Annotated in this window: 26 protein-coding genes; 12 read left to right on the top strand and 14 right to left on the bottom strand. The window is 66.0% G+C overall.

Annotated features, from left to right (window positions below):
• Positions 1 to 5 precede the first annotated feature (5 nt).
• Entirely contained in the window at positions 6 to 317 is a 312-nt protein-coding gene (locus CEX87_RS15955) for a DUF2563 family protein (protein WP_064399234.1), read from the bottom strand.
• 172 nt (positions 318 to 489) lie between these two features.
• Between CEX87_RS15955 and kstR2 the strand changes: the two genes are divergently transcribed.
• Entirely contained in the window at positions 490 to 1,074 is a 585-nt protein-coding gene (gene kstR2 / locus CEX87_RS15950; protein WP_064399369.1) for a TetR family transcriptional regulator KstR2, read from the top strand.
• 7 nt (positions 1,075 to 1,081) lie between these two features.
• Positions 1,082 to 2,239 carry a steroid 3-ketoacyl-CoA thiolase FadA6 gene (fadA6, locus tag CEX87_RS15945; protein ID WP_094288044.1) on the top strand — a complete coding sequence of 386 codons (1,158 nt, stop codon included), beginning with the start codon at positions 1,082 to 1,084 and terminating at the stop codon, positions 2,237 to 2,239.
• Here fadA6 and CEX87_RS15940 read toward each other — a convergent pair.
• From CEX87_RS15940 to echA20, 8 genes are read right to left on the bottom strand one after another with little or no spacing between them, the layout of a single operon-like run.
• Complete coding sequence (locus CEX87_RS15940) at positions 2,236 to 3,123, bottom strand: hypothetical protein (protein ID WP_064399232.1); 888 nt, start codon at positions 3,121 to 3,123, stop codon at positions 2,236 to 2,238. The genes fadA6 and CEX87_RS15940 overlap by 4 nt on opposite strands.
• Positions 3,124 to 3,141: 18 nt before the next feature.
• On the bottom strand, positions 3,142 to 4,257 hold the full coding sequence (locus CEX87_RS15935) for an NDMA-dependent alcohol dehydrogenase (RefSeq protein ID WP_064399231.1): 1,116 nt from the start codon (positions 4,255 to 4,257) through the stop codon (positions 3,142 to 3,144).
• A gap of 57 nt (positions 4,258 to 4,314) precedes the next feature.
• Positions 4,315 to 5,040, bottom strand: coding sequence for a hypothetical protein (locus tag CEX87_RS15930; RefSeq protein ID WP_094288042.1), 726 nt, complete (start codon positions 5,038 to 5,040; stop codon positions 4,315 to 4,317).
• Positions 5,037 to 5,690: a SatD family protein gene (locus CEX87_RS15925; RefSeq protein WP_094288040.1), complete on the bottom strand. Its 654-nt coding sequence runs from the start codon at positions 5,688 to 5,690 to the stop codon at positions 5,037 to 5,039. Before CEX87_RS15925 ends, CEX87_RS15930 begins: the two co-directional genes overlap by 4 nt.
• Before the next feature lie 43 nt (positions 5,691 to 5,733).
• The gene (gene ipdC / locus CEX87_RS15920) at positions 5,734 to 6,804 is read right to left on the bottom strand and encodes a (3aS,4S,5R,7aS)-5-hydroxy-7a-methyl-1-oxo-octahydro-1H-indene-4-carboxyl-CoA dehydrogenase (protein WP_064399367.1); all 1,071 of its coding nucleotides are present in this window, start codon (positions 6,802 to 6,804) and stop codon (positions 5,734 to 5,736) included.
• 2 nt (positions 6,805 to 6,806) lie between these two features.
• A complete protein-coding gene (ipdB, locus tag CEX87_RS15915) occupies positions 6,807 to 7,553 on the bottom strand; it encodes a cholesterol ring-cleaving hydrolase subunit IpdB (RefSeq protein ID WP_064399229.1) in 747 nt (248 codons plus the stop codon).
• On the bottom strand, positions 7,550 to 8,425 hold the full coding sequence (gene ipdA / locus CEX87_RS15910; RefSeq protein ID WP_094288038.1) for a cholesterol ring-cleaving hydrolase subunit IpdA: 876 nt from the start codon (positions 8,423 to 8,425) through the stop codon (positions 7,550 to 7,552). Before ipdA ends, ipdB begins: the two co-directional genes overlap by 4 nt.
• Positions 8,422 to 9,177, bottom strand: coding sequence for a (7aS)-7a-methyl-1,5-dioxo-2,3,5,6,7,7a-hexahydro-1H-indene-carboxyl-CoA hydrolase (gene echA20, locus CEX87_RS15905; RefSeq protein ID WP_064399227.1), 756 nt, complete (start codon positions 9,175 to 9,177; stop codon positions 8,422 to 8,424). Before echA20 ends, ipdA begins: the two co-directional genes overlap by 4 nt.
• A gap of 82 nt (positions 9,178 to 9,259) precedes the next feature.
• On the opposite strand from echA20, the gene CEX87_RS15900 reads away from it, so the two are divergent.
• Both CEX87_RS15900 and CEX87_RS15895 read left to right on the top strand, forming a co-directional pair.
• Positions 9,260 to 10,015, top strand: a complete 756-nt coding sequence (locus CEX87_RS15900; RefSeq protein ID WP_174522714.1) for an SDR family oxidoreductase — start codon at positions 9,260 to 9,262, stop codon at positions 10,013 to 10,015.
• 18 nt (positions 10,016 to 10,033) lie between these two features.
• The gene (locus CEX87_RS15895) at positions 10,034 to 10,939 is read left to right on the top strand and encodes an SDR family oxidoreductase (RefSeq protein WP_064399225.1); all 906 of its coding nucleotides are present in this window, start codon (positions 10,034 to 10,036) and stop codon (positions 10,937 to 10,939) included.
• 16 nt (positions 10,940 to 10,955) lie between these two features.
• Here CEX87_RS15895 and CEX87_RS15890 read toward each other — a convergent pair whose 3' ends face one another.
• Positions 10,956 to 11,411, bottom strand: a complete 456-nt coding sequence (locus CEX87_RS15890) for a nitroreductase family deazaflavin-dependent oxidoreductase (protein ID WP_094288088.1) — start codon at positions 11,409 to 11,411, stop codon at positions 10,956 to 10,958.
• Between the two features lie 23 nt (positions 11,412 to 11,434).
• On the opposite strand from CEX87_RS15890, the gene CEX87_RS15885 reads away from it, so the two are divergent.
• The gene (locus CEX87_RS15885) at positions 11,435 to 11,815 is read left to right on the top strand and encodes a hypothetical protein (protein ID WP_064419327.1); all 381 of its coding nucleotides are present in this window, start codon (positions 11,435 to 11,437) and stop codon (positions 11,813 to 11,815) included.
• Between the two features lie 48 nt (positions 11,816 to 11,863).
• On the opposite strand, the gene CEX87_RS15880 is transcribed toward CEX87_RS15885, so the two are convergent.
• Complete coding sequence (locus CEX87_RS15880) at positions 11,864 to 13,027, bottom strand: steroid 3-ketoacyl-CoA thiolase (protein WP_064399223.1); 1,164 nt, start codon at positions 13,025 to 13,027, stop codon at positions 11,864 to 11,866.
• Between the two features lie 129 nt (positions 13,028 to 13,156).
• Here CEX87_RS15880 and CEX87_RS15875 point away from each other — a divergent pair, with 129 nt between their 5' ends.
• The 7 genes from CEX87_RS15875 to CEX87_RS15845 are packed head-to-tail and all read left to right on the top strand — an operon-like array spanning position 13,157 to position 19,930.
• Entirely contained in the window at positions 13,157 to 14,410 is a 1,254-nt protein-coding gene (locus tag CEX87_RS15875) for a cytochrome P450 (protein WP_064399222.1), read from the top strand.
• A 51-nt stretch (positions 14,411 to 14,461) separates the two neighbouring features.
• The gene (locus CEX87_RS15870) at positions 14,462 to 15,487 is read left to right on the top strand and encodes an acyl-CoA dehydrogenase family protein (protein ID WP_064399221.1); all 1,026 of its coding nucleotides are present in this window, start codon (positions 14,462 to 14,464) and stop codon (positions 15,485 to 15,487) included.
• A gap of 2 nt (positions 15,488 to 15,489) precedes the next feature.
• Entirely contained in the window at positions 15,490 to 16,653 is a 1,164-nt protein-coding gene (gene fadE29, locus CEX87_RS15865; protein ID WP_064399220.1) for an acyl-CoA dehydrogenase FadE29, read from the top strand.
• Positions 16,650 to 17,615, top strand: coding sequence for a bifunctional MaoC family dehydratase N-terminal/OB-fold nucleic acid binding domain-containing protein (locus CEX87_RS15860; RefSeq protein WP_094288036.1), 966 nt, complete (start codon positions 16,650 to 16,652; stop codon positions 17,613 to 17,615). The genes fadE29 and CEX87_RS15860 overlap by 4 nt, the downstream gene beginning before the upstream one ends.
• Positions 17,612 to 18,016: a MaoC family dehydratase gene (locus CEX87_RS15855; protein ID WP_094288034.1), complete on the top strand. Its 405-nt coding sequence runs from the start codon at positions 17,612 to 17,614 to the stop codon at positions 18,014 to 18,016. Before CEX87_RS15860 ends, CEX87_RS15855 begins: the two co-directional genes overlap by 4 nt.
• Entirely contained in the window at positions 18,016 to 19,182 is a 1,167-nt protein-coding gene (locus tag CEX87_RS15850; RefSeq protein WP_064419332.1) for a lipid-transfer protein, read from the top strand. Before CEX87_RS15855 ends, CEX87_RS15850 begins: the two co-directional genes overlap by 1 nt.
• Positions 19,183 to 19,225: 43 nt before the next feature.
• Positions 19,226 to 19,930 (top strand): hypothetical protein, encoded by a 705-nt coding sequence (locus tag CEX87_RS15845; RefSeq protein ID WP_094288032.1) that lies wholly within the window; start codon positions 19,226 to 19,228, stop codon positions 19,928 to 19,930.
• Between the two features lie 34 nt (positions 19,931 to 19,964).
• Here CEX87_RS15845 and CEX87_RS15840 read toward each other — a convergent pair whose 3' ends face one another.
• From CEX87_RS15840 to kstD, 3 genes are all read right to left on the bottom strand, one after another.
• Positions 19,965 to 20,894, bottom strand: coding sequence for an MPT63 family protein (locus CEX87_RS15840; protein WP_094288030.1), 930 nt, complete (start codon positions 20,892 to 20,894; stop codon positions 19,965 to 19,967).
• 294 nt (positions 20,895 to 21,188) lie between these two features.
• Entirely contained in the window at positions 21,189 to 22,049 is an 861-nt protein-coding gene (locus CEX87_RS15835; protein WP_064419334.1) for a MaoC family dehydratase, read from the bottom strand.
• A 3-nt stretch (positions 22,050 to 22,052) separates the two neighbouring features.
• Positions 22,053 to 23,735, bottom strand: a complete 1,683-nt coding sequence (gene kstD / locus CEX87_RS15830; RefSeq protein WP_094288086.1) for a 3-oxosteroid 1-dehydrogenase — start codon at positions 23,733 to 23,735, stop codon at positions 22,053 to 22,055.
• Between the last annotated feature and the right edge of the window lie 43 nt (positions 23,736 to 23,778).

Raw genomic sequence — 23,778 nt, 5'->3', positions numbered from 1 at the left:
CCGGCTCAGGCAATCGGCTCGCCCGCCGCGCGCACCGCGGCCGCCCCGACCCGATCGCGTTCGTCGAACAGCGTGGCGCCGTCGGTCGCCTTTGCGGCGAAGCCCTCGAGGTCGGAATGGTGCAGGCGCATCGTCGTCGCATGTGCCTCGTGCGCGCGGCCCAATGCGCTGTGGAAATCATTCGCGCTGTCGAAGTCGCCGAAGATTCCGGAAGGCAGTGCTGTGGCGGTGAACTCGTCCGCGCCACGTTTCACGATCTCACCGGCGCTCTTCGCGAAGCCGGCTCCCATCCGAAGCAGGTCGGTATCGACGAACATGGCTCAACTCTAAGGGGATTCCGAGGTTGCTCTGTGCGCGGATTTCGCTCCAGAACGCACGTCGGTCACCGCTCGTAAGTACAAAACCGGCTCGCCAACCGGGACGCAAGTAGGCAAGCAAGCGCTTGGTTGATATCCTGTGTCGGTGGATCAGGTGCCACAGAAGCAGCCGGTGAGCCAGCCGCCGACGCGCCGCGCCGAGCTACTCGAGCTCGCCGCGACGATGTTCGCCGAGCGAGGCCTGCGCGCGACGACGGTGCGCGATATCGCCGACTCCGCGGGCATCCTCTCAGGCAGCCTGTATCACCACTTCTCATCGAAGGAAGAAATGGTCGACGAAGTCCTGCGGGGCTTCCTCGACTGGTTGTTCACGCGTTACCAGGAGATCGTCGACACCGAACCCAACCCGCTGGAGCGCCTCAAGGGTCTGTTCATGACCTCGTTCGAGGCGATCGAGCACCGGCACGCGCAGGTCGTCATCTATCAGGACGAAGCCAAGCGGCTGTCCGGGCAGGAGCGGTTCTCCTACGTGGAGCAGCGCAACAAAGAGCAACGCAAGATGTGGCTGGACCTGCTCAACCAGGGTGTCGAAGAGGGCTACTTCCGGCCCGACATCGACGTTGATCTGGTGTACCGGTTCATCCGCGACACCACCTGGGTTTCAGTCCGCTGGTATCAGCCGGGCGGACCGCTCACGGCCGAAGAGGTCGGCCGTCAGTATCTCGCTATCGTTCTTGGTGGCATCACGAAAAAATGAGGAAACCATGACTCCAACATCGCAGGCTTACGTCATCGACGCGGTTCGCACCGCAGTCGGCAAGCGCAACGGATCGCTGGCCGGTGTGCATCCCGTGGATCTGGGCGCTGCCGCATGGCGTGGCCTGTTCGACCGCGTCGACGTGGATCCCGGCGCGGTCGACGATGTCATCGCCGGTTGCGTCGATGCGATCGGTCCGCAGGCCGGCAACATCGCTCGCCTCTCGTGGCTGGCGGCCGGCTACCCGGAAGAGGTGCCGGGCGTCACCGTCGACCGCCAGTGCGGGTCCAGCCAGCAGGCTGTTTCCTTTGGCGCACAAGCGATCATGTCCGGAACAGCCGACCTCATCGTCGCCGGCGGCATGCAGAACATGAGCCAGATCCCGATCTCGTCGGCGATGACCGTCGCCGAGCAGTTCGGCTTCACCTCGCCCACGAACGAATCCAAGAGCTGGCTGCACCGCTACGGCGATCAGGAGATCTCACAGTTCCGCGGCGCCGAGCTGATCGCGGAGAAGTGGGACATTTCGCGCGAGGCGATGGAGCAGTACTCGCTGACGAGCCACGAACGGGCACAAGAGGCGATCCGCTCCGGTCACTTCGAGAACGAGATCATTCCGGTCGACGGGTTCGTCACCGACGAGGGCCCCCGTGACACCTCGCTGGAGAAGATGGCCGGCCTCAAGACCTTGGTCGACGGCGGCCGGCTGACCGCCGCGATGGCCAGCCAGATCTCCGACGGCGCCAGTGCGGTGCTGCTGGCCTCCGAGCAGGCCGTCAAGGACCACGGACTCAAGCCCCGCGCCCGCATCCACCACATCAGCGCCCGCGGCGCCGACCCGGTGTTCATGTTGACCGGGCCGATTCCGGCAACGGAGTACGCGTTGAAGAAGACGGGCCTGTCGATCGAGGACATCGACACCGTCGAGATCAACGAAGCCTTCGCGCCGGTTGTGATGGCGTGGCTCAAGGAGACCGGCGCAGACCCGGCGAAGGTCAACCCCAGCGGCGGCGCGATCGCGCTCGGTCATCCGCTGGGTGCGACGGGTGCGAAGTTGTTTGCGACGATGCTGAACACGTTGGAGCGCACCGGCGGTCGCTACGGCCTACAGACGATGTGCGAAGGCGGCGGCACCGCCAACGTCACGATCATCGAGCGCCTCTAGGCCTCCCGCGGCCCCGCACTGTCGCCCTCTACGAGCTCTCGCATCGTCGCGAACCCGTCATGGCGGTGCGCTCCGAGCGCCCACACCACGGCGATCACAGGCAACAGTGCGAAGGCCGCCCACCAGTTCGCACCGGCCGGAAGGAGGTCGGCGATCACTTCCGTTCGCGGAGTCCCGTTCACGGTGGCCGGAAGCCACTCGTTGAGCAGGACCGCCAGCATGCGCGAGGTCTGGAACGGCCCGACGCTGGTCGCGATAATCCAGCTGACACAAGAGATCCCAAGCGACCACGGCCATGCCAGCAACAGCGACTGCCTGTCGACCAGTTCGGCGGCGCAGCGCACGGTCTCGGCAAGGTAGGCAATGCCGAGCGCAGCCAGGAGCACTCCGATCTGCGCGGTGAGCAGGTCGTTGACCACGGGATGCGCCAGCTCGTCGTCGGGCCGCGTCGGCAGCCCGATCGCCAGGGCGACGAGGCCGGCCACCAGGGCGAGTGTTGCCAGGCGCGCGGCCGTATCGCTGACGCGGTCGAACGAGTCGACGACGGTACGAATCACCAACCGCGACGCCGTAGCCGGCGCGGTTCGATACACGATCACCAGAACGAGACCGGACACCACGATGGCGATCAACCACGTCATCACAGCGGTGCCCACAGCCGTCAGGGCCAGCGATCCCAACAGCGGGACCAGCACGTCATCAGTGCTGACGCTGCTGCGAATGACAATCAGCGGCACGGCGCCGAACGCCACCGCACCCGCCAAACCGAAGACCAACGGAACCGTGAATCGCGTGAGATCGGCGGGATTGAGGTCCAGCTTGCGATTGCGGACGGCGTGAATCTCGGTGCTCAGCACCGACCGCACATGCGACAGCCAGCGCACTATGCCTCCGGCATCACGTCAGTGGTCGTGGATGATCACGCCGCGGATGTTGCGCCCCGCCAGCATGTCGTCGTAACCCTCGTTGATGTCGTTGAGTTTGTATTCGGCAGTGACGGTTTCGTCGAGCAGAAGCTTGCCGTCGCGGTAGAGGTTGAGGAGCCGCGGGATGTCGGCGCGCGGGTTGGCCTCGCCGTAGAGGCTGCCCAGCAGGCGCTTCTGGAACAGCGTCATCATCGCCATCGACAGCGTCGGCGTGACGTCGGCCATCGACGCGATCGCCGTCATCACGACCGCACCGCCCTTGCGGATGATGTTGAGCGCCTCGTCGATCATCCGCCCTTCGAGCACGCCCATGGTCAACAGCGCGGAGTCAGCCATCACGCCGCGGGTGAGTTCGCCGACCAGTTCCATGGCCTCGGGCATGGAGGTCACGAAGTGGGTGGCCCCGAACTCGAAAGCCTTCTCCCGCTTGCTCTCTACGAGGTCGACGACCACGATGTGCTCCGCGCCGGCCAGCCGCGCACCTTGAATCGCGCCGCTGCCGATGCCGCCGCACCCGATGATCACGACTGTATCTCCGGGTGTGACGTCGGCGGTGTTGACGGCTGAACCCCATCCCGTCATCACCCCGCAGCCCAGCAGGCAGGCACGGGCCAGTGGCAGATCGTCGTCGATCTTGACGACCGATGCCTCCGACAGCGTGCCGAACTGCGAGAAGCTGCCGATGCCCGACAAGACCCCGACGTCCTGACCGCGGACCTTCCGCCGGTATGTGCCGTCGGCCTGCAAACCGACCAGGATCAGAGCGCCGAGGTCGCACAGGTTCTGATGCCCGCTTGCGCACCAGCGGCAGCGTCCGCACGCGGGCAGGAAGGACGTGACGACGTGGTCGCCGACTTCGAGGCCGCGCACGCCCGGTCCGAGTTCGACGACGATGCCCGCCCCCTCGTGTCCGCCGATGATCGGCAGCGGCACTCCGGCGAAGTCACCCGTGACGGCGTGGTGGTCCGAGTGGCACAGGCCGGTGGCCTCGAACGAGATGAGGACCTCGCCCTCCTTTGGGCCATCGAGGTCGATCTCCTCGATGCTCCACGGCTCGTTGAGTCCCCACAGAACGGCGGCGTTGGTCTTCATGGGCGCGAGTGTAGGAAACCTGGGGCCGGATTACGGGCGAATGGAAAGGCTTACCGTTCAGTGCGCGAGAGCCAGTCCGCCGAGTGCGACGATCCAGCTGGCGAAGCTTCCGACAAGAAAGTACTCGGTCACTTCGTCGATTCCGATTCCTCCGTTTTCCCGCGCCTTCTGGGCGTTGATCTCCGGGAACCGGATGATGCTCTTGGCGGCGACGACGGCCGTGGCCGCGGCGAGCTGGCCTGCCAGGCCCAGCCCGAGGATAAGCATCCGCTCCATCGGACCGAGGAGCCGCCCGCCCTTCAACCGGTCCGAGGCCTGCGGCTCGCCCACCGGTTTGACCGCACCGACGGAGCCAAGCACCAAGCGCACCAACTGATTCCCGGTCACCAGTTGCATGAGCATCACGCCGACGATCATCAAGAGCCGGTCGGGGGACACCGCGATGCCGACCCATGCCGGCCACCGTGCCGCCACACCTGCGACCTCCGAGCTGAGGCCCGAGAGCAGGATCAGCACCCCGAGCGCACCGCCGAAGACGACCAGCGGCGCGATCTGTCGGCGGCCGGTGCGTTCGGCTCGCGCACTCAGCACCACCCAGCCGACCGCGGCTACCGCCGCCACGACGAGCAGCACGATGTCGCCCCACCGCCACAACCCGGCCACCGCTGCGCAACCGGTCACGACAAGGGGTGCCGCCGCGGCGGACAGCCAGACACGATCGACGAGCCGCCGAAGGACATCGGCGATACCGACCGCGATCAGCAGCACCGCGGCCGCGCTCATGGCACGTTCCGCAGATACTGCGCCACGAGCAGGATGAGGTCCAACCCGTCGCGGCCCGCGCGTTGGGACACCGCCGACGCGCTGATGCCCTCGTCCGCCGCGATGTCCTTTTTGGTCTTGCCGGTCAACAGTCCCTTCACAATCCTCAATGAGCGGTCATCGAGCGATCCAATCAGATGGTCCCGACACAGCAGCGCGGCGTTGATCGCGTCGAGGTCGCGGCGGCTCTCGCCTTCGGCCCGAAACGACGTGCGCACCGAGGCCAGTCCCGGTTGGCGTTGTGCGGAGGCGGTCCACTCGATCGCTTCGCGGGCGGCCCACCACCCCGGCCCGTCCTGGATGCCGGACTCGGAATCCAAGATCGTCACGGAACCCCAGCCGATACCGAAGCGGACATCGATGTCGGGCGCGACGGCCAGACCAATGACGAACGCCGCTTCGATCGCCGCGCCGACCGTCCGATAGCTGCCCTGGAACTCGTCACCGACCGTGAATGCGGGTGCGTCGATGGCGTCGCCGCCGGCGTCGGCGAGCGCTTTGTTGAGTGCGCGATGCGTGGCGGCGCGATCGGCCACGTGGCGTGAGCCGATCACATCGCCGATCAGCGTGGCGCGCGGACTCGATGAAGGGGATCGCTTCAGTGTTGCCACATGAAGATTATAGCTTCACTACTACAGAATTAAGTGATATCCTTCACTCGATATAGCCGCTGGCCTGCTGCAGGTGCTTGACCGCGTCGGCCACGATGGTCTCGATCAGCTCGGCGCACGACGGCAGGTCATCCAGAATGCCCGCGACCTGACCGGATGCCAGCACCCCTGCGTCCGTATTGCCCTCGACCAGACCGGCTTTGAGCAACATCGGGGTGTTAGCGGCCATCACCACCTGCGACCAGGTCAACTCCTTGCCGTGCCGCATCTCCAGGCCGTCGCGGATCATCGACCGCCACGTCATGCCCGACATCTTCTTGAACTTCTGCGCGTTTCGGACGGCCGCGGAGAAACCCCGAAGTCGCGATCCGCTCTCCAGCTTCTCGACCAAGCCGGTGCGCAGCACGCGGTGCGGCATCCCGTCGACACGGGTCGATACGACGGTGCCGTCCAAGCCCGATTCGAGGTAGCGGCGCTTGACCGCATCCGGCACCGTGGAGTCCGACGTCAGCAGGAATCGGGTGCCCATCGCGACTCCGGCCGCGCCGTAGGACAGCGCCGCCGCCAGCCCGCGGCCGTCGAAGAAGCCACCGGCCGCAATGACCGGGATCTCGACAGCGTCGAGCACCGACGGCAACAACAATGTCGTTGCGATCGGCCCCGTGTGGCCGCCGCCCTCACCGCCCTGCACGATCACCGCGTCGGCGCCCCAGCCCGCCACCTTCTTGGCGTGCTTGGCCAGGCCGACCGACGGAATCACCACGACGCCGGCGTCTTTGAGCTTGGCGATCAGATCCGGTTTGGGCGCCAGGGCGAATGAGGCGACCTTGACCCCCTCGCGGATCAACAGGTCGATGCGTTCTCCGGCGTCTCCCGCGTCGGCGCGGATGTTGATGCCGAAGGGCTTGTCCGTGGTGCTCTTGACCTTGGTGACCGCCGCCTGCAGTTCCTCGAGCGTCATGGTCGCCGACGCCAGGATTCCCAGGCCGCCGGCGTTCGACGTCGCCGAGACCAGCCGCGCACCCGCGACCCAGCCCATGCCGGTCTGGACCACCGGATGCTCGATACCGATGAGCTCGGTCAGCGGTGTGCGCAGTGTCGGCTTACCCGGCATGCTCACCGAATTTCCTTGTCCCGCAGTCCCCTGGGGTCGATCACCTCACGGATCAGCCTCTGCTCGTCGTCGGTCGGGAGCCGGGTCTGCTCGGCGGAGTCCAGGCCGTGCACCTCGAACGAGGTGTTCTCGGCGACCTGTTCGGGCTCGATACCGGGATGCAGTGACACGGCCCGCATCTGATGATCGGGGCCGTTGAAGTCGAACACGCCGAGGTTCGTGATCACCCGGTACACGTTGACGAACCGGTACGCCGGATTGTCGGGATCGATTTTGTCCCAACCGATACCGGAGACGATGTCGACGGATTCACCGAACACCCGCGTCGAATGGTTGCCCACCCAGTAACTCGTCGCGTGGTTGATGGTGTTGCCCGGTGCCCCGCGCACACCGAACATCTGGCGGGTCGGATGCTGCAGCGGCCCGAATGCCGACAGGTTCTGGTTGCCGTAGCGGTCGATCTGGTTGGCGCCCATGACCACATGGCGCCGCCCCCAGGCCAGCGTCTCGAAGACCCGACCGAACGGCATCCAACCTTCGATCGCCCCTGCGGCGCCGAGTGCGGGCGTGTCGGCGAGCAGGCGCGCCTCGCCGTCGGTCAGCAGGATGTCGGGGGAGAAGGTCAGCCGGGCCAGTCGGGCGCCGATCGAGACCATGGTCGTCATCGGGCTGACCATGATCTCACCGGCGTCGCGGAACAACTCGGCGCACGCGACGGCGCACACTTCGGCACGGGACACCGACATCATTGATCCTCCTGGAGCTTGCGCACCGCGGCCTGATAGTCGGTTTCGGTGCCCGACAGATAGGTCTGCACGAACTCTCGCCACGACTCGTCGGATTTCGCCGCTTCGGCGTAGTGGCGCTGGAACTTCTCGTCGCGACGGTAGTCAGGCTCGGCCGTCGTGAAGTGCGCACCGTTGGGCGCCTCGACGACGGTGTCGACCATCATCCGATTGATCAGAAGCGCCTGCGGCGGAACGGCCTTGACCAGTTCGTCGGTCGGCACCACTTGCTCGACCGACAGGAACCGACGTTCGGCCGCCATCAGGTACAGATCGTCGAAGTAGGGGTCGATGCCGGTGTAAGCCGCATTGCCCGCAGCGTCACCGAGATTCATGTGCACGAACCCGGCGTCCAGCGTGAGCGCGGGCATCGCGACGAGTTCTTCGTAGGCCTCGCCGGTGGGGTATGGGGACCGCACGGTCTTCAGCTCGTCGCCCCAGAACGCGCGGACATCGCTGCCCAGCCCGGCCCGGATCGGGAGAAACGGCAGTCGCTGGGCCGCGGCCTGCAGTCCGCACCGAAGCATGCCCTCGTCCATCTCGCGGGCCTCGATCGCACCGGTGGTGCGCGCCTTGGCGAACCACGGGTCGTAGAACGGCGGCGAGTCGAGCGACACGAAGCCGTAGTAGGCACGTTTCACCTTGCCCGCAGAGCACAGCAGCCCGAGGTCGGGCCCGCCGTAGGTGACGACCGTGAGGTCGGTTATGTCGGTGCGCAGCAGCGCCCGCACGAACGCCATAGGCTTGCGCCGAGAACCCCAGCCGCCGATTCCGATGGTCATTCCACTGCGAATCTGCGAGACGGCGTCGTCGAGAGTTGTTCTCTTGTCGCTCATTTGGCTCCCTTGTCGGTGCCAGCGAACGCGTCGCGGTGCTCATCTGACACGCCTGCCAGGTTCAGCTCGAACGTGAAGCCCTGCTCCATGCGGTAGCTGGAGTTCACCTTCTGCACGTCGATGAGGTTCAGCGCCTCCTTGGCCGCCCGGATCACCCGGGTGTCCTTGGCGGCGATGTCGCGCGCAACGCGCAGCGCGGCCTCGTCGAGTTGATCGCGGGGAACCACCTCATGCACCGAGCCGAAGTGGTGCAGCGTCGCCGCATCGACCGTGGCGGCGGTGAAGAACAACCGGCGCATCATGTGCTGGGGCACCAAACGCGACAGGTGCGTCGCCGCGCCGAGCGCGCCACGCTCGACCTCGGGCAGGCCGAAGGTCGCGTCGTCCGAGGCGACGATGACGTCGGCGTTGCCGACCAAACCGATGCCGCCCCCGACGCAGAATCCGTTGACGGCGGCGACCACCGGGACCGCACACTCGTAGACCGCCTTGAACGCCGCATAGCAGCCGCGGTTGGCGTCGATCAGCGCGGTGAAGCCTTCCGTGCGCTGCATCTCCTTGATGTCGACACCGGCGTTGAAGCCTCGGCCGGTGGCGCGCAGGATCACGACATGCGTTTCCGGATCGGCTCCCGCCTTGGTGATCTCGTCGGCGAGTTCGAACCAGCCGCGCGACGGAATCGCGTTGACGGGCGGGTAGTCGACGGTGACCGAGACGATTCCCGGTTCGGTGATGGTCGAGTTGATAGTCATCTGAGCTCCCGAGCACTTCCTGGGTCCGGTAGGAAAGCAAGCACTTGCTTGGTACGCTAGCACAGTGACCGACCTGCAAGACATGAACCTCGGCCTCGAAGGCAGGGTGGTGCTGGTGACCGGCGGTGTGCGCGGGGTCGGCGCCGGCATCAGCGCCGTGTTCGCCGATCAGGGCGCCACCGTCGTCACGTGCGCCCGCCGGCCAGTCGAGGGCCTGCCGTACGAGTTCCACGCCTGCGATGTGCGTGACGACGACGCGGTCGCCTCGCTGGTCGAGACCGTCGCCGAGCGTCACGGTCGTATCGACGTGGTTATCAACAATGCCGGCGGATCGCCGTACGTGCTCGCCGCGGAGTCGTCGGCCAAGTTCAGCCGCAAGATCGTCGAACTCAATCTTCTGGGGCCGCTTTCGGTGTCCACCCACGCGAATGCGCGGATGCAGAAGCAGGAACGTGGCGGGTCGATCATCAACATCGCCAGCGTGAGCGGGCGCAGGCCCACGCCGGGCACCGCACCCTACGGGGCGGCCAAAGCCGGCATGGAAAGCCTCACCTCCACGTTGGCGGTCGAGTGGGCGCCGAAGGTTCGCGTCAACTCGGTCGTGGTCGGGATGGTCGAGACCGAACAGTCCGAACTCTTCTACGGCGATGCGGATTCCATCGCGGCGATCTCGCGCAACGTCCCGCTGGGCCGGCTCGCCAAACCGGCGGACGTGGGTTGGGCGGCGGCATTCCTGGCCTCCGACGCGGCGTCATACATCAGCGGCGCATCGCTTGAAGTGCACGGCGGCGGCGAGCCGCCGCACTACCTCGCAACCACCACTGCCGATATCAAATAGTCAAGGGAGACAACGAATATGGGATTGCTCGACGGCCGCGTGGTCATCGTGACGGGGTCCGGCGGCGGCATCGGTCGCGCACACGCTCTCGCGTTCGCCGCCGAGGGCGCCCGCGTGGTGGTCAACGACATCGGTGTGGGACTCGACGGGTCACCCGCCGGCGGTGGTAGCGCCGCGCAAAGCGTCGTCGACGAAATCACCGCAGCCGGAGGGGAAGCCGTCGCCAACGGTGCCAACGTCGCCGACTGGACCCAGGCCGAAGGCCTGATCCAGACCGCGGTGGACACGTTCGGTGGGCTCGACGTTCTGGTGAACAACGCCGGCATCGTGCGCGACCGGATGTTTGCGAACACCAGCGAAGAGGAGTTCGACGCCGTCATCGCCGTGCACCTCAAGGGACACTTCGCCACTATGCGGCACGCCGGGGCGTACTGGCGCGCGCAGTCCAAGGCCGGCAATCCCGTCGATGCCCGGATCATCAACACGAGCTCGGGCGCCGGCTTGCAAGGCAGTGTGGGACAGGCGAATTACAGCGCCGCGAAGGCGGGAATCGCGGCCCTGACCCTGGTGGCCGCTGCGGAGATGGGTCGCTACGGCGTCACGGTCAACGCGATCGCGCCGTCGGCACGCACCCGGATGACCGAGACCGTGTTCGCCGACATGATGGCCACCCAAGGTCAGGACTTCGACGCGATGGCGCCCGAGAACGTCTCGCCGCTGGTGGTCTGGCTGGGAAGCGTCGAATCCAAAGATGTCACCGGCCGCATGTTCGAGGTCGAAGGCGGGATCGTCCGGGTCGCCGAGGGCTGGGCGCACGGGCCCCAGGTCGACAAGGGCGCGCGGTGGGATCCGGCCGAACTCGGTCCGGTGGTCGCCGATCTGCTGACGAAAGCGCGTCCCCCCGTGCCGGTCTACGGCGCGTGAGCGGCCGGTTCGTCGGTCAGGGTTCGCACACCACCAACGGGATCACCCGGTCGGTCCAGGACTGGTAATCCTCGTACGTTGGGTACATTTCGACCAGTCGTGGCCAGTATGTCGCACGTTCCTCTTCGGTCGCGTCGCGCGCGGTCAGATCGAGTAACTCGCTCTTGATTTGCACCTGGACGCGAGGATCGGCCTTGAGGTTCAGGTACCACATCGGGTGCTTGTCGCTGCCGCCCTTCGACGCGGCGACGATGACCTTGTCGCCGTCGCGGTGAAAGTACAGCGGGCTGACCCGCGGTTGGCCACTCTTGCGCCCGGTCGTCGTCAGCAGGGCCACCGGGATGCCCTGGAACTCGCCGCCGAGCCCTTCACCGTTGTTGCGGCGATACATGAAGGTGTTGAGCCTGGACATCTGTTTGACGAAGAAGTCCGAAGCCTTCGTATCCATGAAGCGTGGCCGCGACTTTGGCATGGCCGCCATCCTATGCTCGGTCGATGGGCACAGTCTCTGACATCGATCGCATCGCCGCCGCGGAGTCCTATATCGATGCGCTGGTCAGCCATCGCGGTGACGACGTTCCCTTCGCGCCGGACTGCATCAGGATCGAGAACGGTCTCAAGACCGGCTTCTCGGGTGCGCATCTGCGGCGCAGCCTGAATGGCGGGCCACAGTTCCGGATCATCTCGGCGATCGTCGATCGCGACTTCCGCGTCGACGGCGACGAAGTGCACGCGACGTTCACCGTCGTCACGAAGCCGCGAATCGCGGGTCGGCGCGTAGGTGCCCGCACCGAGGAGACGTTCCTCATTCCGGCTGACGACGGAAAGATCCACCACATCCACGCGCGCGTGCGACCGGTACTGCTGCGCGACTGAGCGCGCGCAAACTGCCACTTTGTCCGACGGCTTCGGGCAGAGGTGCGACTAGATCCGTTCGATGATCGTGCCTGTGGACAGCGCACCTCCAGCACACATCGTGATCAACGCGGTGCTCTTGTCGGTGCGCTCCAACTCGTGCAGGGCGGTGGTGATCAGCCGGCTGCCGGTGCTGCCGACGGGGTGGCCGAGCGCGATCGCGCCGCCGTTGACGTTGACGCGGTCCATGTCGGGTTCGTGCACTCGGGCCCACGACAGGACGACCGAAGCGAAAGCCTCGTTGATCTCGACGATGTCGATGTCGCCCATCTTCATACCGGCCTTTTCGAGCACCTTCGCCGTCGACTGAACCGGCCCGTCGAGGTGGTAGTACGGTTCGGCGCCGACCAGCGCCTGGCTCACGATGCGCGCCCGCGGACGCAACCCGAGCGCGCGGGCCTTATCCTCGTCCATCCACAGCACGGCGGCCGCACCGTCGGAGATCTGCGACGAGGTACCGGCGGTGTGGATGCCGTCCTCGAGTACCGGCTTCAGCGATGCCAAACCTTCGAGTGTGGTGTCGCGCAGGCCTTGGTCGCGCGTCACGACGTGGCGCTCACTGGTGGGCTGTTTCTGCTCGTCGAGCACGGGAGCCTCGATGCCGCTGATTTCGCGGTCGAACCGGCCCTCGGCCCATGCCTGCTTGGCCTTGAGCTGGGACTCGAAGCCGAACTGGTCGATGTCCTCACGGGTGATCCCGCGCCGTTTGGCGATCCGCTCGGCGGCGGTGAACTGGTCGGGCAGGTCGATGTCCCACGACGCCGGCCGCAGGATGCTGCGGTCGGGGCCGGCGTTGGCGCCGAGGCCGACGCGGCTCATCGCCTCGATACCGCAGGCGATGCCGATGTCGATGGCGCCCGCTGCGATCAATCCGGCAATGAGCCCGTTGGCCTGCTGGCCGCTGCCGCACTGGCAGTCCACGGTCATCGCGCCGACGTGCTCGGGCAGGCCGGCCACCAGCCAGCTCACCCGGGTGATGTTGTTGGACTGTTCGCCGTACTGGGTGACACAGCCCCCGACGACCTGCTCGACATCAGCGGCGTCGATCCCAGCCTTTTCCACAAGGGCCTTCTGGGTGGCGCCGAGCAACTCGGTGGCGTGTAGACCGGACAGCCAGCCGTTGCGCTTACCGATGGGGCTACGGGTGGCTTCGACGATTACAGGGTTACCCATTCCGTCAGGCTAGAACACGTTTCATTACTCTGACAAGCGGCGTTGATGACCTGCCTTTTATCTGCGCAGAAGGCATGTTTTACTGGCACTAGAACATGTTGCAATAACTGTTGCGGAGGAGCTTCCCCCATGCCTTGCCCGAATATCCCAGCCGACTTCGACTTCCTCGACGCGAGCCTGAACCTGGAGCGCCTGCCCGTCGAAGAGCTGGCCGAGTTGCGCAAGTCCGAGCCGATCCACTGGGTCGACGTGCCGGGTGGCACCGGCGGCTTCGGCGACAAGGGTTACTGGCTGGTGACCAAGCACGCCGACGTCAAAGAGGTCTCCAAGCGCAACGACGTCTTCGGCAGCTCACCGGACGGCGCCATCCCGGTCTGGCCGCAGGACATGACGCGCGATGCCATCGACCTGCAGAAGGCCGTCCTGCTGAACATGGACGCGCCGCAGCACACCCGTCTTCGCAAGATCATCTCGCGCGGCTTCACGCCCCGCGCCGTGGGACGGCTCGAAGACGAACTGCGTTCTCGGGCGCAGAAGATCGCCGAGACCGCCGCGGCCGAGGGCTCCGGCGACTTCGTCGAACAGGTCTCGTGCGAACTTCCGCTGCAGGCCATCGCCGAACTGCTCGGCGTCCCGCAGGACGACCGCGACAAGATCTTCCGTTGGTCCAACGAGATGACCGCCGGCGAAGACCCCGAGTACGCCGACGTCGATCCTGCGGTGTCGTCGTTCGAGTTGATCCAGTACGCGATGAAGATGGCCGAGGAGCGGGCCAAGAACCCGACCGAAGACATCGTCACCAAGCTGATCGAGGCCGACATCGAAGGCGAGAAGCTCTCCGATGACGAGTTCGGCTTCTTCGTCGTGATGCTCGCGGTCGCCGGTAACGAGACCACCCGCAACTCCATCACCCACGGGATGATCGCGTTCTCGCAGAATCCCGACCAGTGGGAGCTCTACAAGCGCGAACGCCCCGAGACCGCCGCCGACGAGATCGTCCGTTGGGCCACCCCGGTTTCGGCCTTCCAGCGCACCGCGTTGGAGGATGTCGAGCTGGGTGGCGTGCAGATCAAGAAGGGGCAGCGGGTCGTGATGTCCTACCGCTCGGCCAACTTCGACGAAGAGGTCTTCGAGAACCCGCACAAGTTCGACATCCTGCGCGATCCCAATCCGCACGTCGGCTTCGGTGGCACCGGCGCGCACTACTGCATCGGCGCGAACCTGGCGAAGATGACCATCAACCTGATCTTCAACGCGGTCGCCGACCACATGCCCGATCTCAAGCCGATCGGCGAGCCCGAGCGGCTCAAATCGGGCTGGCTCAACGGTATCAAGCACTGGCAGGTGGATTACACCGGAAAGTGCCCGGTCACCAACAGCTGACGACGTAAGTTGTAGCGACCGCGAAATTTCCCGGTATCAAGGAGGATTCGGGTGGACTTCAGTCCAGACGAAGGGCAGCAGGCTGTCGCCGACGTGGTGACCTCGGTGCTGACCCGGGACAACAGCTGGGACGCACTGGTGTCCGGCGGCGTGACAGCCCTGGCGGTTCCCGAGCGTCTCGGCGGCGACGGCGTCGGCCTGCCCGAGGTGGCCACCGCACTCACCGAGATCGGCAGGCACGCCACGATCAGCCCCGCGTTGGCCACGCTGGGTCTGGGGTTGTTGCCACTTCTCGAGTCGGCGACCGACGAGCAGCAGGACCGCTATCTGTCCGGTGTCGCCAAAGGCGCAGTCCTCACGGCCGCGCTCAACGAGCCGGGGGCGCCGCTGCCGGATCGGCCCGCAGTCACGTTCGCCGATGGCCGGCTCAACGGTACGAAGGTCGCCGTTCCCTATGCGGAACAGGCGGATTGGCTCGTCGTCACCGCCGACACCGCCGTGGTGGTGGTGTCGCCGAAGGCCGACGGCGTGGTGGTGACCAAGACGCCGACCTCCAACCACGGTGACGAGTATTCGGTGACGTTCACCGACGCCGCCGTCGACGGCACGCTCGAGGGCGCGCAGCCGCGACGGATCAATCAGCTGGCCCTCGCCGCGATCGGCGCGTTGGCTTCGGGGCTGGTCGCCGGAGCGCTGCGGCTCACCGCCGACTACGTGGCCAACCGCGAGCAGTTCGGCAAGCCGCTGTCGACCTTCCAGACCGTCGCTGCGCAGCTCGCCGAGGTCTACATCGCCTCGCGCACTCTGACATTGGCGTCCAACTCGGTGACCTGGCGACTGTCCGAGGGCCGCGACGCTGACGACGATATCGACATCCTCGGATATTGGCTGGCCTCGCAGGCGCCTCCGGTGATGCAGCTCTGCCATCACCTGCACGGCGGCATGGGTATGGACATCGCCTACCCGATGGACCGCTACTACTCCTCGATCAAGGACCTCGCCCGCCTCGTGGGTGGTCCGTCACACCGGCTCGACTTGGTGGGAGCCGCACTGGGCGAGCGAGGGGACGGGAAATAGGAATGTTCATCGAACTGACGCCCGAACAGAAGCAGCTGCAGGCCGAACTACGCGAGTACTTCTCCAGTCTCATCTCTCCGGAAGAGGCCAAGGAGATGGAGAAAGATCGCCACGGCAAGGCGTACCGCACGGTCATCAAACGGATGGGCTCAGACGGCAAGCTCGGCGTCGGCTGGCCGAAGGAATTCGGCGGCTTGGGTTTTGGGCCCATCGAACAGTCGATCTTCGTCAACGAGGCGCAGCGGGCCGACGTACCGCTGCCGGCCGTCACCCTGCAGACCGTCGGGCCCACGCTGCAGCAGTACGGCACCGAAGAGCAGAAGAAGAAGTTCCTGCCAGCGATCCTCGCGGGCGAGGTTCACTTCGCGATCGGCTACACCGAGCCCGAAGCGGGCACCGACCTGGCCTCGCTGCGCACCACGGCCGTGCGCCAGGACGACGAGTACATCGTCAACGGGCAGAAGGTGTTCACCACCGGCGGGCACGACGCCGACTACATCTGGCTGGCGTGTCGCACCGACCCGGAAGCGGTGAAGCACAAGGGGATATCGATCCTCATCGTCGACACCAAGGACCCCGGATACTCGTGGACGCCGATGATCCTGTCCGACGGCGCCCACCACACCAACGCGACGTACTACAACGACGTTCGGGTGCCGGCCGACATGCTCGTCGGGGAGGAGAACGCCGGGTGGAAGCTGATCACCACCCAGCTGAACAACGAGCGCGTGATGCTGGGACCCGCCGGCCGATTCGCCAGCCTGTATGACCATGTGCACGCGTGGGCGTCGAAACCCGGTGGCAACGGCGACATTCCGATCAATCACGACGATGTCAAGCGCTCACTCGGCGAGCTCAAGGCGATGTGGCGTATCAACGAACTGCTCAACTGGCAGGTCGCCGCGGCGGGGGAGACCATCGATGTCGCCGACGCCGCAGCCACCAAGGTGTTCGGCACCGAGCGGATCCAGTACGCCGGGCGCCTGGCCGAGGAGATCGTCGGCAAGTACGGTAACCCCGCCGAGCCGGAGACCGCCGAACTGCTGGAATGGCTTGACTCGCAGACAAAACGGAACCTGGTGATCACGTTCGGTGGAGGTGTCAACGAGGTGATGCGGGAGATGATCGCGGCCGCAGGCTTGAAGGTGCCGAGGGTTCCGCGGTGAGCGTCGACCTGAGGGCGGACATCGAGAAGATCAAGGCGGACGGCAAGAGCGAGCCGCGCACCGGCCGAGATCCGGTCAATCAGCCAATGATCCACCATTGGGTCGACGCCATCGGTGACCGGAACCCCATCTACACCGACGAGGCAGCGGCCAAGGCCGCGGGCCACCCCGGCATCGTGGCGCCGCCGGCGATGATCCAGGTGTGGACGATGGGCGGGCTCGGTCAGGGCCGCTCGGACGATGATCCGCTGACCAAGATGATGCAACTCTTCGACGATGCCGGCTACGTTGGCGTGGTCGCCACCAATTGCGAACAGACATACCACCGGTATCTGCGCCCGGGCGAAGAGGTCAGCATCCACGCTGAGATCACAGACGTCGTGGGTCCGAAGCGGACAGCGCTGGGCGAGGGATTTTTCATCAACCAACTCATCACCTGGCAGGTGGGCGACGAGGGCGTCGCCGAAATGGTGTGGCGCATCATGAAGTTCAAGCCCGCCGAGAAAGACGCGGGCGCGCCGGTGCCCGACGATCTGGACGCGGACATGATGATGCGGCCGGCCTCGTCCCGCGACACCAAGTTCTTCTGGGACGGCGTCAATGCCCACGAGTTGCGCATCCAGAAGCGCGACGACGGCACGCTTGTGCATCCTCCGATACCCGCGATCTGGCAGGACAAAGACCTGCCGACCGACTACATCGTCGCCAGCGGTAAGGGCACGGTGTTCAGTTTCGTCGTGCACCACGCGCCGAAGGTGCCCGGTCGCACGTTGCCGTTCGTCATCGCCCTCGTCGAGCTCGAGGAAGGTGTGCGGATGCTCGGGCAGCTCCGAAACGTCGACCCGGCCACCGTGGAGATCGGAATGCCGGTTCGCGCAACGTATATCGACTTCCCCGAAGGAGACTCCGGTCCGGCGTGGACGCTGTACGCGTGGGAGCTCGACAAGGAGGCGACAGCGTGAGCGCACCCGCAGTCGAAGTAGGGACGAAGCTTCCCGAACTCGCCCTGTACGGCGACCCGACCTTCATCGTGTCGACGGCCATCGCCACCCGTGATTATCAGGATGTCCATCACGACAGGGACAAGGCGCAGGCCAAGGGCAGCAAGGACATCTTCGTCAACATCCTCACCGACACCGGCCTGGTGCAGCGGTACATCACCGACTGGGCCGGTCCGACCGCGATCATCAAATCGATCTCGCTGCGGTTGGGTGTGCCGTGGTACGCCTACGACACGGTGACGTTCTCCGGTGAGGTGACCGCGATCGACGACGGGCTGATCACGCTGAAGATTGTCGGCGCCAACAGCCTGGGCGACCACGTGATCGCGACCGCCACACTCGTTATCGGAGGGAACGCCTGATGTCGAGTGGACTGTCGGGGAAGGCGGCGATCGTCGGCATCGGTGCCACCGACTTCTCGAAAGACTCCGGACGCAGCGAACTTCGGCTCGCGTCCGAAGCGGTGCTGGATGCGCTCGACGATGCGGGCCTGACACCTGCCGACGTCGACGGCATGGTCACCTTCACGATGGACTCCAACACCGAGGTCGCGATCGCGCGGGCGACGGGCATCGGCGAGTTGAAGTTCTTCTCCAAGATCCATCACGGAGGTGGCGCTGCGTGCGCGACCATCCAGCAGGCGGCGATCGCGGTGGCAACCGGTGTCGCGGATTGCGTTGTGGCATACCGGGCGTTCAACGAGAGATCCGGCGTCCGGTTCGGCCAGGTGCAGATGCGCTTGGTCGAGAACGCCGACTCGACCGGCGTCGACAACTCCTTTTCCTATCCGCACGGCTTGTCGACCCCCGCCGCGCAGGTCGCGATGATCGCCAGGCGCTATATGCACCAATCCGGTGCGACCAGCAGAGACTTCGGCATGATCTCGGTCGCGGACCGCAAACACGCCGCAAAGAACCCCAAGGCGTACTTCTACGAGAAGCCGATCACCATCGAAGATCACCAGAATTCGCGGTGGATCGCCGAACCCCTGCGGCTTCTCGACTGCTGCCAGGAAACCGACGGCGGCGTCGCGTTGGTCGTGACGTCCGCCGAGCGGGCCAAGGACCTCAAACACCGCCCGGCGCTCATCGAGGCGGCCTCGCAGGGTTCCAGCCCGGACCAGTACTCGATGACGAGCTACTACCGACCGGAGCTGGGACTGCCCGAAATGGGTCTCGTCGGCAGGCAGTTGTGGTCGCAGTCGGGGCTCAAACCGCAGGACATCCAGACCGCGATCCTCTACGACCACTTCACCCCGTTCACCCTGATTCAGTTGGAAGAGCTCGGATTCTGCGACAAGGGCGACGCCAAAGACTTCATCAAGGACGGGGCGATCGAGGTCGGCGGGCGGCTTCCGATCAACACCCACGGCGGTCAGCTGGGCGAGGCGTACATCCACGGTATGAACGGGATCGCCGAGGGCGTTCGCCAGCTGCGAGGGACGTCGGTCAATCCGGTTCCGAATGTCGAGCATGTCCTCGTCACCGCGGGTACCGGTGTCCCGACGTCAGGGCTGATCCTGGGCTGATCGGCGTGCGGCTGGGGTCGCTTCGCCTATTACCCTCTGAGGTGTGAACTCGCCGAGGCCGCCTCAGTCGGACGACCCTGATCCGGATTTCTCTGCCGGTCAGGGCAATTGGGGCCGCCGGTTCGACGAGCCGCTGACGGTGTCTCCGCGCCAGGTGCAGCGACGGTCCAGCGCAAAGACCGTGGCTCTCGGTGCCGCCGTGGCGGGTGCCGCCGCGCTCGCCGGGCTGCTCTTCTGGTTGACACGGCCCTCTGAGGACAACGCCCAACCCGCCGGACCCGAGGAGCCCACCGCGACCAGCGGACCACAGCCGACGGCCACGTCCGAGGACGATGCGCGGCTGCTGCGGCTGCTGCCGAAGGGCTACCGCGCCGGCGCGTGTGAACCGACGCAGGCGCCCGAAGGTGTTCTTTCGCAGGTGAAATGCGCCCAGAACGACGATCCCGACGGCCCTGTGTCGGCGACATTCAGCCTCGTCGGCGACAGTCTGTCACTCGAAAGGGTCTTCACCGAGACGATCTCGGCCGCCAACAGGGTTGATTGCCCGGGCAATATCCAGTCGCCGGGACCGTGGCGGCGCAACGCCACGCCGGACAGCGTCAGCGGACAGCTCTACTGCGGCCTCGTGGACGGTGAACCCACCGTGGTCTGGACCGACGAGGAGAGAAAGACGGTCAGCGCCGTCCGAGCGGGGCCGGATGGCCCGACCTTTCCACGGCTGTACGCGTGGTGGTCATCGCACTCGTGACGACGCTGACCGTATGACCGGTTAGGCGATCCGCTTACGGAGTCGGGACCGGGGTGTAGGTGGTCGGGGTCTGCACCTGGTCACCCGCGGGCAGCGGGGTGCCCTGGCTTCCTGCGGGCTGCGGAACGCCCTCGGTGCCGGCCGGAGCCGGGGTGCCCTGCGCGGGTTGTGCCGGGGTGCCCTCCGCGGGTTGGGCGGGGACGCCCTGCGCGGGTTGTGCCGGGGTGCCCTCCGCGGGTTGTGCGGGAGCGCCCTCAGCCGGCGCGATCGGAGTGCCCTGGCTGCCCTCGGCGATCGGGGTGCCCTGGCTGCCCTGGGGGGCCTCGGCGCCCGTCGCGGCCGGTGCGGCGGTGGTGCCCTCCGGTGCGGCGGTGGTGCCCTCCGGAGCCTCGGTCGCCGGTGCCTCCGCGGGTGCGGTGCTACCGGTGCCGTACGAGGTCGACGGCGAGGACGTGCTCGTGCTCGAGCTTGTGGCCGGCTTGGTCCACACCAACAGATCCTGTCCGCCGGCGTTGTAGACCACGCTGTCGGGCGTCGCGCCGGTGACGTCGAAGTAGACCTTGCCGGAGGTCTCCTGTCCCTGAGCCAACGTCGAGGGGTTCACGCCCTGCGGTGTGGCCACTTCGAACAGCGAGCGGTACGTCTGGCCGTCAGCGGCCCGGGCAACCAGATTCGCCACGATCGGCGTCACCGATCCCTGGATCGCCTGGTCTGTCGCCGTTGCCTCCCACAGCGTGCCGGTCACCGGGAAGGGGATGACGTCGCTGCTGGGCTGGAGGTTGGTGATCGTCCAGCCCTGGATGACGGCCCCGTCGACCAACTTGCCCTGGGTTCCGAGTGTCTGGGTCTGAACGGTCGGCCCGGCCGGCGGCGTGGCCTCGGGCTCGGCGGCTGCAAAAGGTGCCGCGATGAATCCCGCCGTCGCGGTTGCTGCCAACATGCTGCTGATCTTGCTGATCTTCATGATGTGCTCCTGACTCGTCCGACAATTGGGATGGTCAACGCAGAAAACTATCAGGCCGCGAATTGTTTGGGTAATCCGGATCGGTTGAAGCAGTTCGTAATACGACCCGAACTAATCGCCGACAGCAATCGAACTTTCGTGTACGTAAGGCGTTTGGCGTTGTGTTTGAGCAACATCCAATCCAAGCGGCAAACACGCTATTTCATCGCCGACGCGTGGCGGATTCGACCGTGAGAAATTAAGTCCACCATGGTGCAAAGTGCACTGCACCACGCGGCGATTGAAAGCGTCGCGCTAGGCCGGAGTCAGCTCCACACCGGCGAGAGCCACCGCATCGTCGCGCTCAGGTGCGGTCACCGTGGCGACGAAACCGTCGCCTTCCTTCCACACGCTGGCCTTGAGCGTCTCGCCGGGGAACACCACACCGGCGAACCGCGCACCATAGCTGCCCACCCGCCCGGTGTCGCCGTCGAGCAGGGTGTCGACCATCGCCTTGCACGTCATGCCGTACGTGCACAACCCGTGCAGGATCGGGCGCGGAAATCCCGCCGCGGCCGCGAAGTCGGGGTCGGAGTGCAACGGGTTGCGATCCCCGCACATCCGGTACAGCAGCGCCTGCTGGGGCGAGGTGGGGATCGCGATCTCGAAGTCCGGTGCGCGCTGCGGAGGCTCCGAAGACCCCGACGGGCCCCGCTCGCCGCCGAAGCCGCCTTCGCCGCGCGCGAAAATCGAGCGCTTCTGGGTCCACAGCAGCGTGCCGTCGGGTGCCGTCACCGTGGTCTCCGACCAGATGACCGCGGCCTTGCCCTTGTCCCAGATGTCGGTGAAGCGCGTGACAGCGATCCCGGTGCCGGACGGCGGAATCGGACCGGGAACCGACACCGCCTCGCTGGCATGCAGCACCTTGGAAAGCTCGATGTCGATACCGGGAAACTGCACCGTCGGCGGCTCGGTCATGTGGAAGCTCTGCGCCACATTGCCGAACGTCGGTAGCACCTGCGGCGTTTCGTCGGTCAGGTAGCGCAGCTCGCGCTTGTCCATCGGATCGGCGCCTGCGCCGAGCCCGAGGTGGTAGAGCTGAATGTCGCTGCTGGTCCAGGAAAACTCGGCGGCGGGAAGCTCGGCGCCGAGCGCCTCGTCGAGATTGATGGGCATGCGTCAAGCCTTTCCGGCGATATGTAGTGCTGCAAGGTATCCGAACGTCATCGCCGGGCCGATGGTCCCACCCGGGCCCGGGTAGGTGTGGCCCATCACCGGAGCGCTGACATTGCCCGCAGCATAGAGCCCCTCGATCACCGAGCCGTCGTCGCGCAAAGCACGGCCCTGCACGTCGGTCACCACGCCGCCCTTGGTACCAAGGTCGCCGGGCACCATCTTGGCCGCGTAGTACGGCGGATGCGTGATCTCGCCGAGGTTCGGATTGGGCTTGTTGGTCGGATCGCCGTAATACCGGTCGTAAGCGCTTTCACCGCGCCTGAAGTCCCCGTCAACGCCCGAGCGCGCGAAGCCGTTGAAGCGCTCGACGGTGGCCTTGAACGCGTCCACCGGCAGGCCGGTCTTCTCGGCCAGTTCCTCGAGCGTGTCCGCCGTGACGATCACGCCCGACTCCAGCCACTTCTTCGGAATCCGCTGTCCCGGTTGCAAACCGGCGAAGATATAACGGTCGCGGTACTGCTGGTCGAACACCAGCCAAGCCGGGATGTTCTCGCCGGGCCCCGGACCCTGGCCGTACTGTCCGCCGTACATGTGGTGGCACGCCTCGACATAGGGCATCGACTCGTTCATGAACCGTTTGCCCGCCATGTTGACGATGATCGAACCCGGCGAGTTGCGTTCCGACAGCGCGAACCACGGGGCCCCGACCAGCGGCACCGTCGGCCCCCACCAGGCGTCCTCCATGACATCGAGTGCAGCGCCCAACTTCTCGGCGGCGATGATGCCGTCGCCGGTGTTGGCCTTGGCGCCGACCGTCCACTCGGTGGTGATCGGGGCACGCTGATACTTGACCCGCATCTGCTCGTTGTGTTCGAAGCCGCCCGAGCCGAGGATGACGCCGCGGCGGGCCCGGATCAGTTCGGGCTCAGCGGCTTCCGGTGCGCTGGCATCGCGTACGTAGATGCCGCGCACGACACCGTCCTCGACATAGAGGTCGGTCAGCGCGGTGTTCAGCCGAACCGGCACACCGGCTTCGCGTAGGCCGATGCGCAGTGGCGCGATCAACGCGCGGCCCATCCCGACCAGGTTCTTGCCGGTGGCTTTGGCCCACATCGTGCGCGCGCCGACCTTGAGACTGCGCAGGACACCGCGCGGGTGCCGCTTGAGCTGGTTGAGCCGGACGTAATCCTGCTGCATGACAACCACGTTCAACGGGACCTTGCCGTAGGGCGGTTCCAGCCCCGCAAGGTCCGGGCCCAGCTTCTTGGCATCGAAGGGCTTCGGTTCGACGGAGCGGCCTGTTGGCTTGCCGCCCGGGGTTTCGGGGTAGTAGTCGGAGTAGCCCGGCACCCAGCACAGCTTGAGCGGTGAGTGCTTGAGCACGAAGGACAGCATCTCCGGGCCGCGCTCGAGATAGGTGTCGATCTTCTCGGCGGGCACGACGTCGCCGATGATGTGGTGCAGGTATGTGCGGGCCGCGTCCGGGGTGTCCTTGACGCCGTCGCGCTTGAGCACCTCGTTGTTCGGGATCCAGACGCCACCACCTGACCGCGCAGTGGAACCACCGTAGTGCGGAGCCTTCTCGACGACTACTGTGGAAAGTCCCTGGTGGGCTGCGGTGAGCGCGGCGACCATACCGGCGGCGCCGCTGCCCACCACGACGACGTCGTACTCCTGACCAGTCATGTAGAACACGTTATAGAATTGCGCGGCCGACCCACAACCGCGC

Origin of the sequence: Mycobacterium lehmannii (assembly GCF_002245535.1) — a bacterium.
In the GTDB taxonomy this organism is placed as follows: Bacteria; Actinomycetota; Actinomycetes; order Mycobacteriales; family Mycobacteriaceae; genus Mycobacterium; species Mycobacterium lehmannii.
This window is presented reverse-complemented; position numbering and strand designations above follow the sequence as displayed.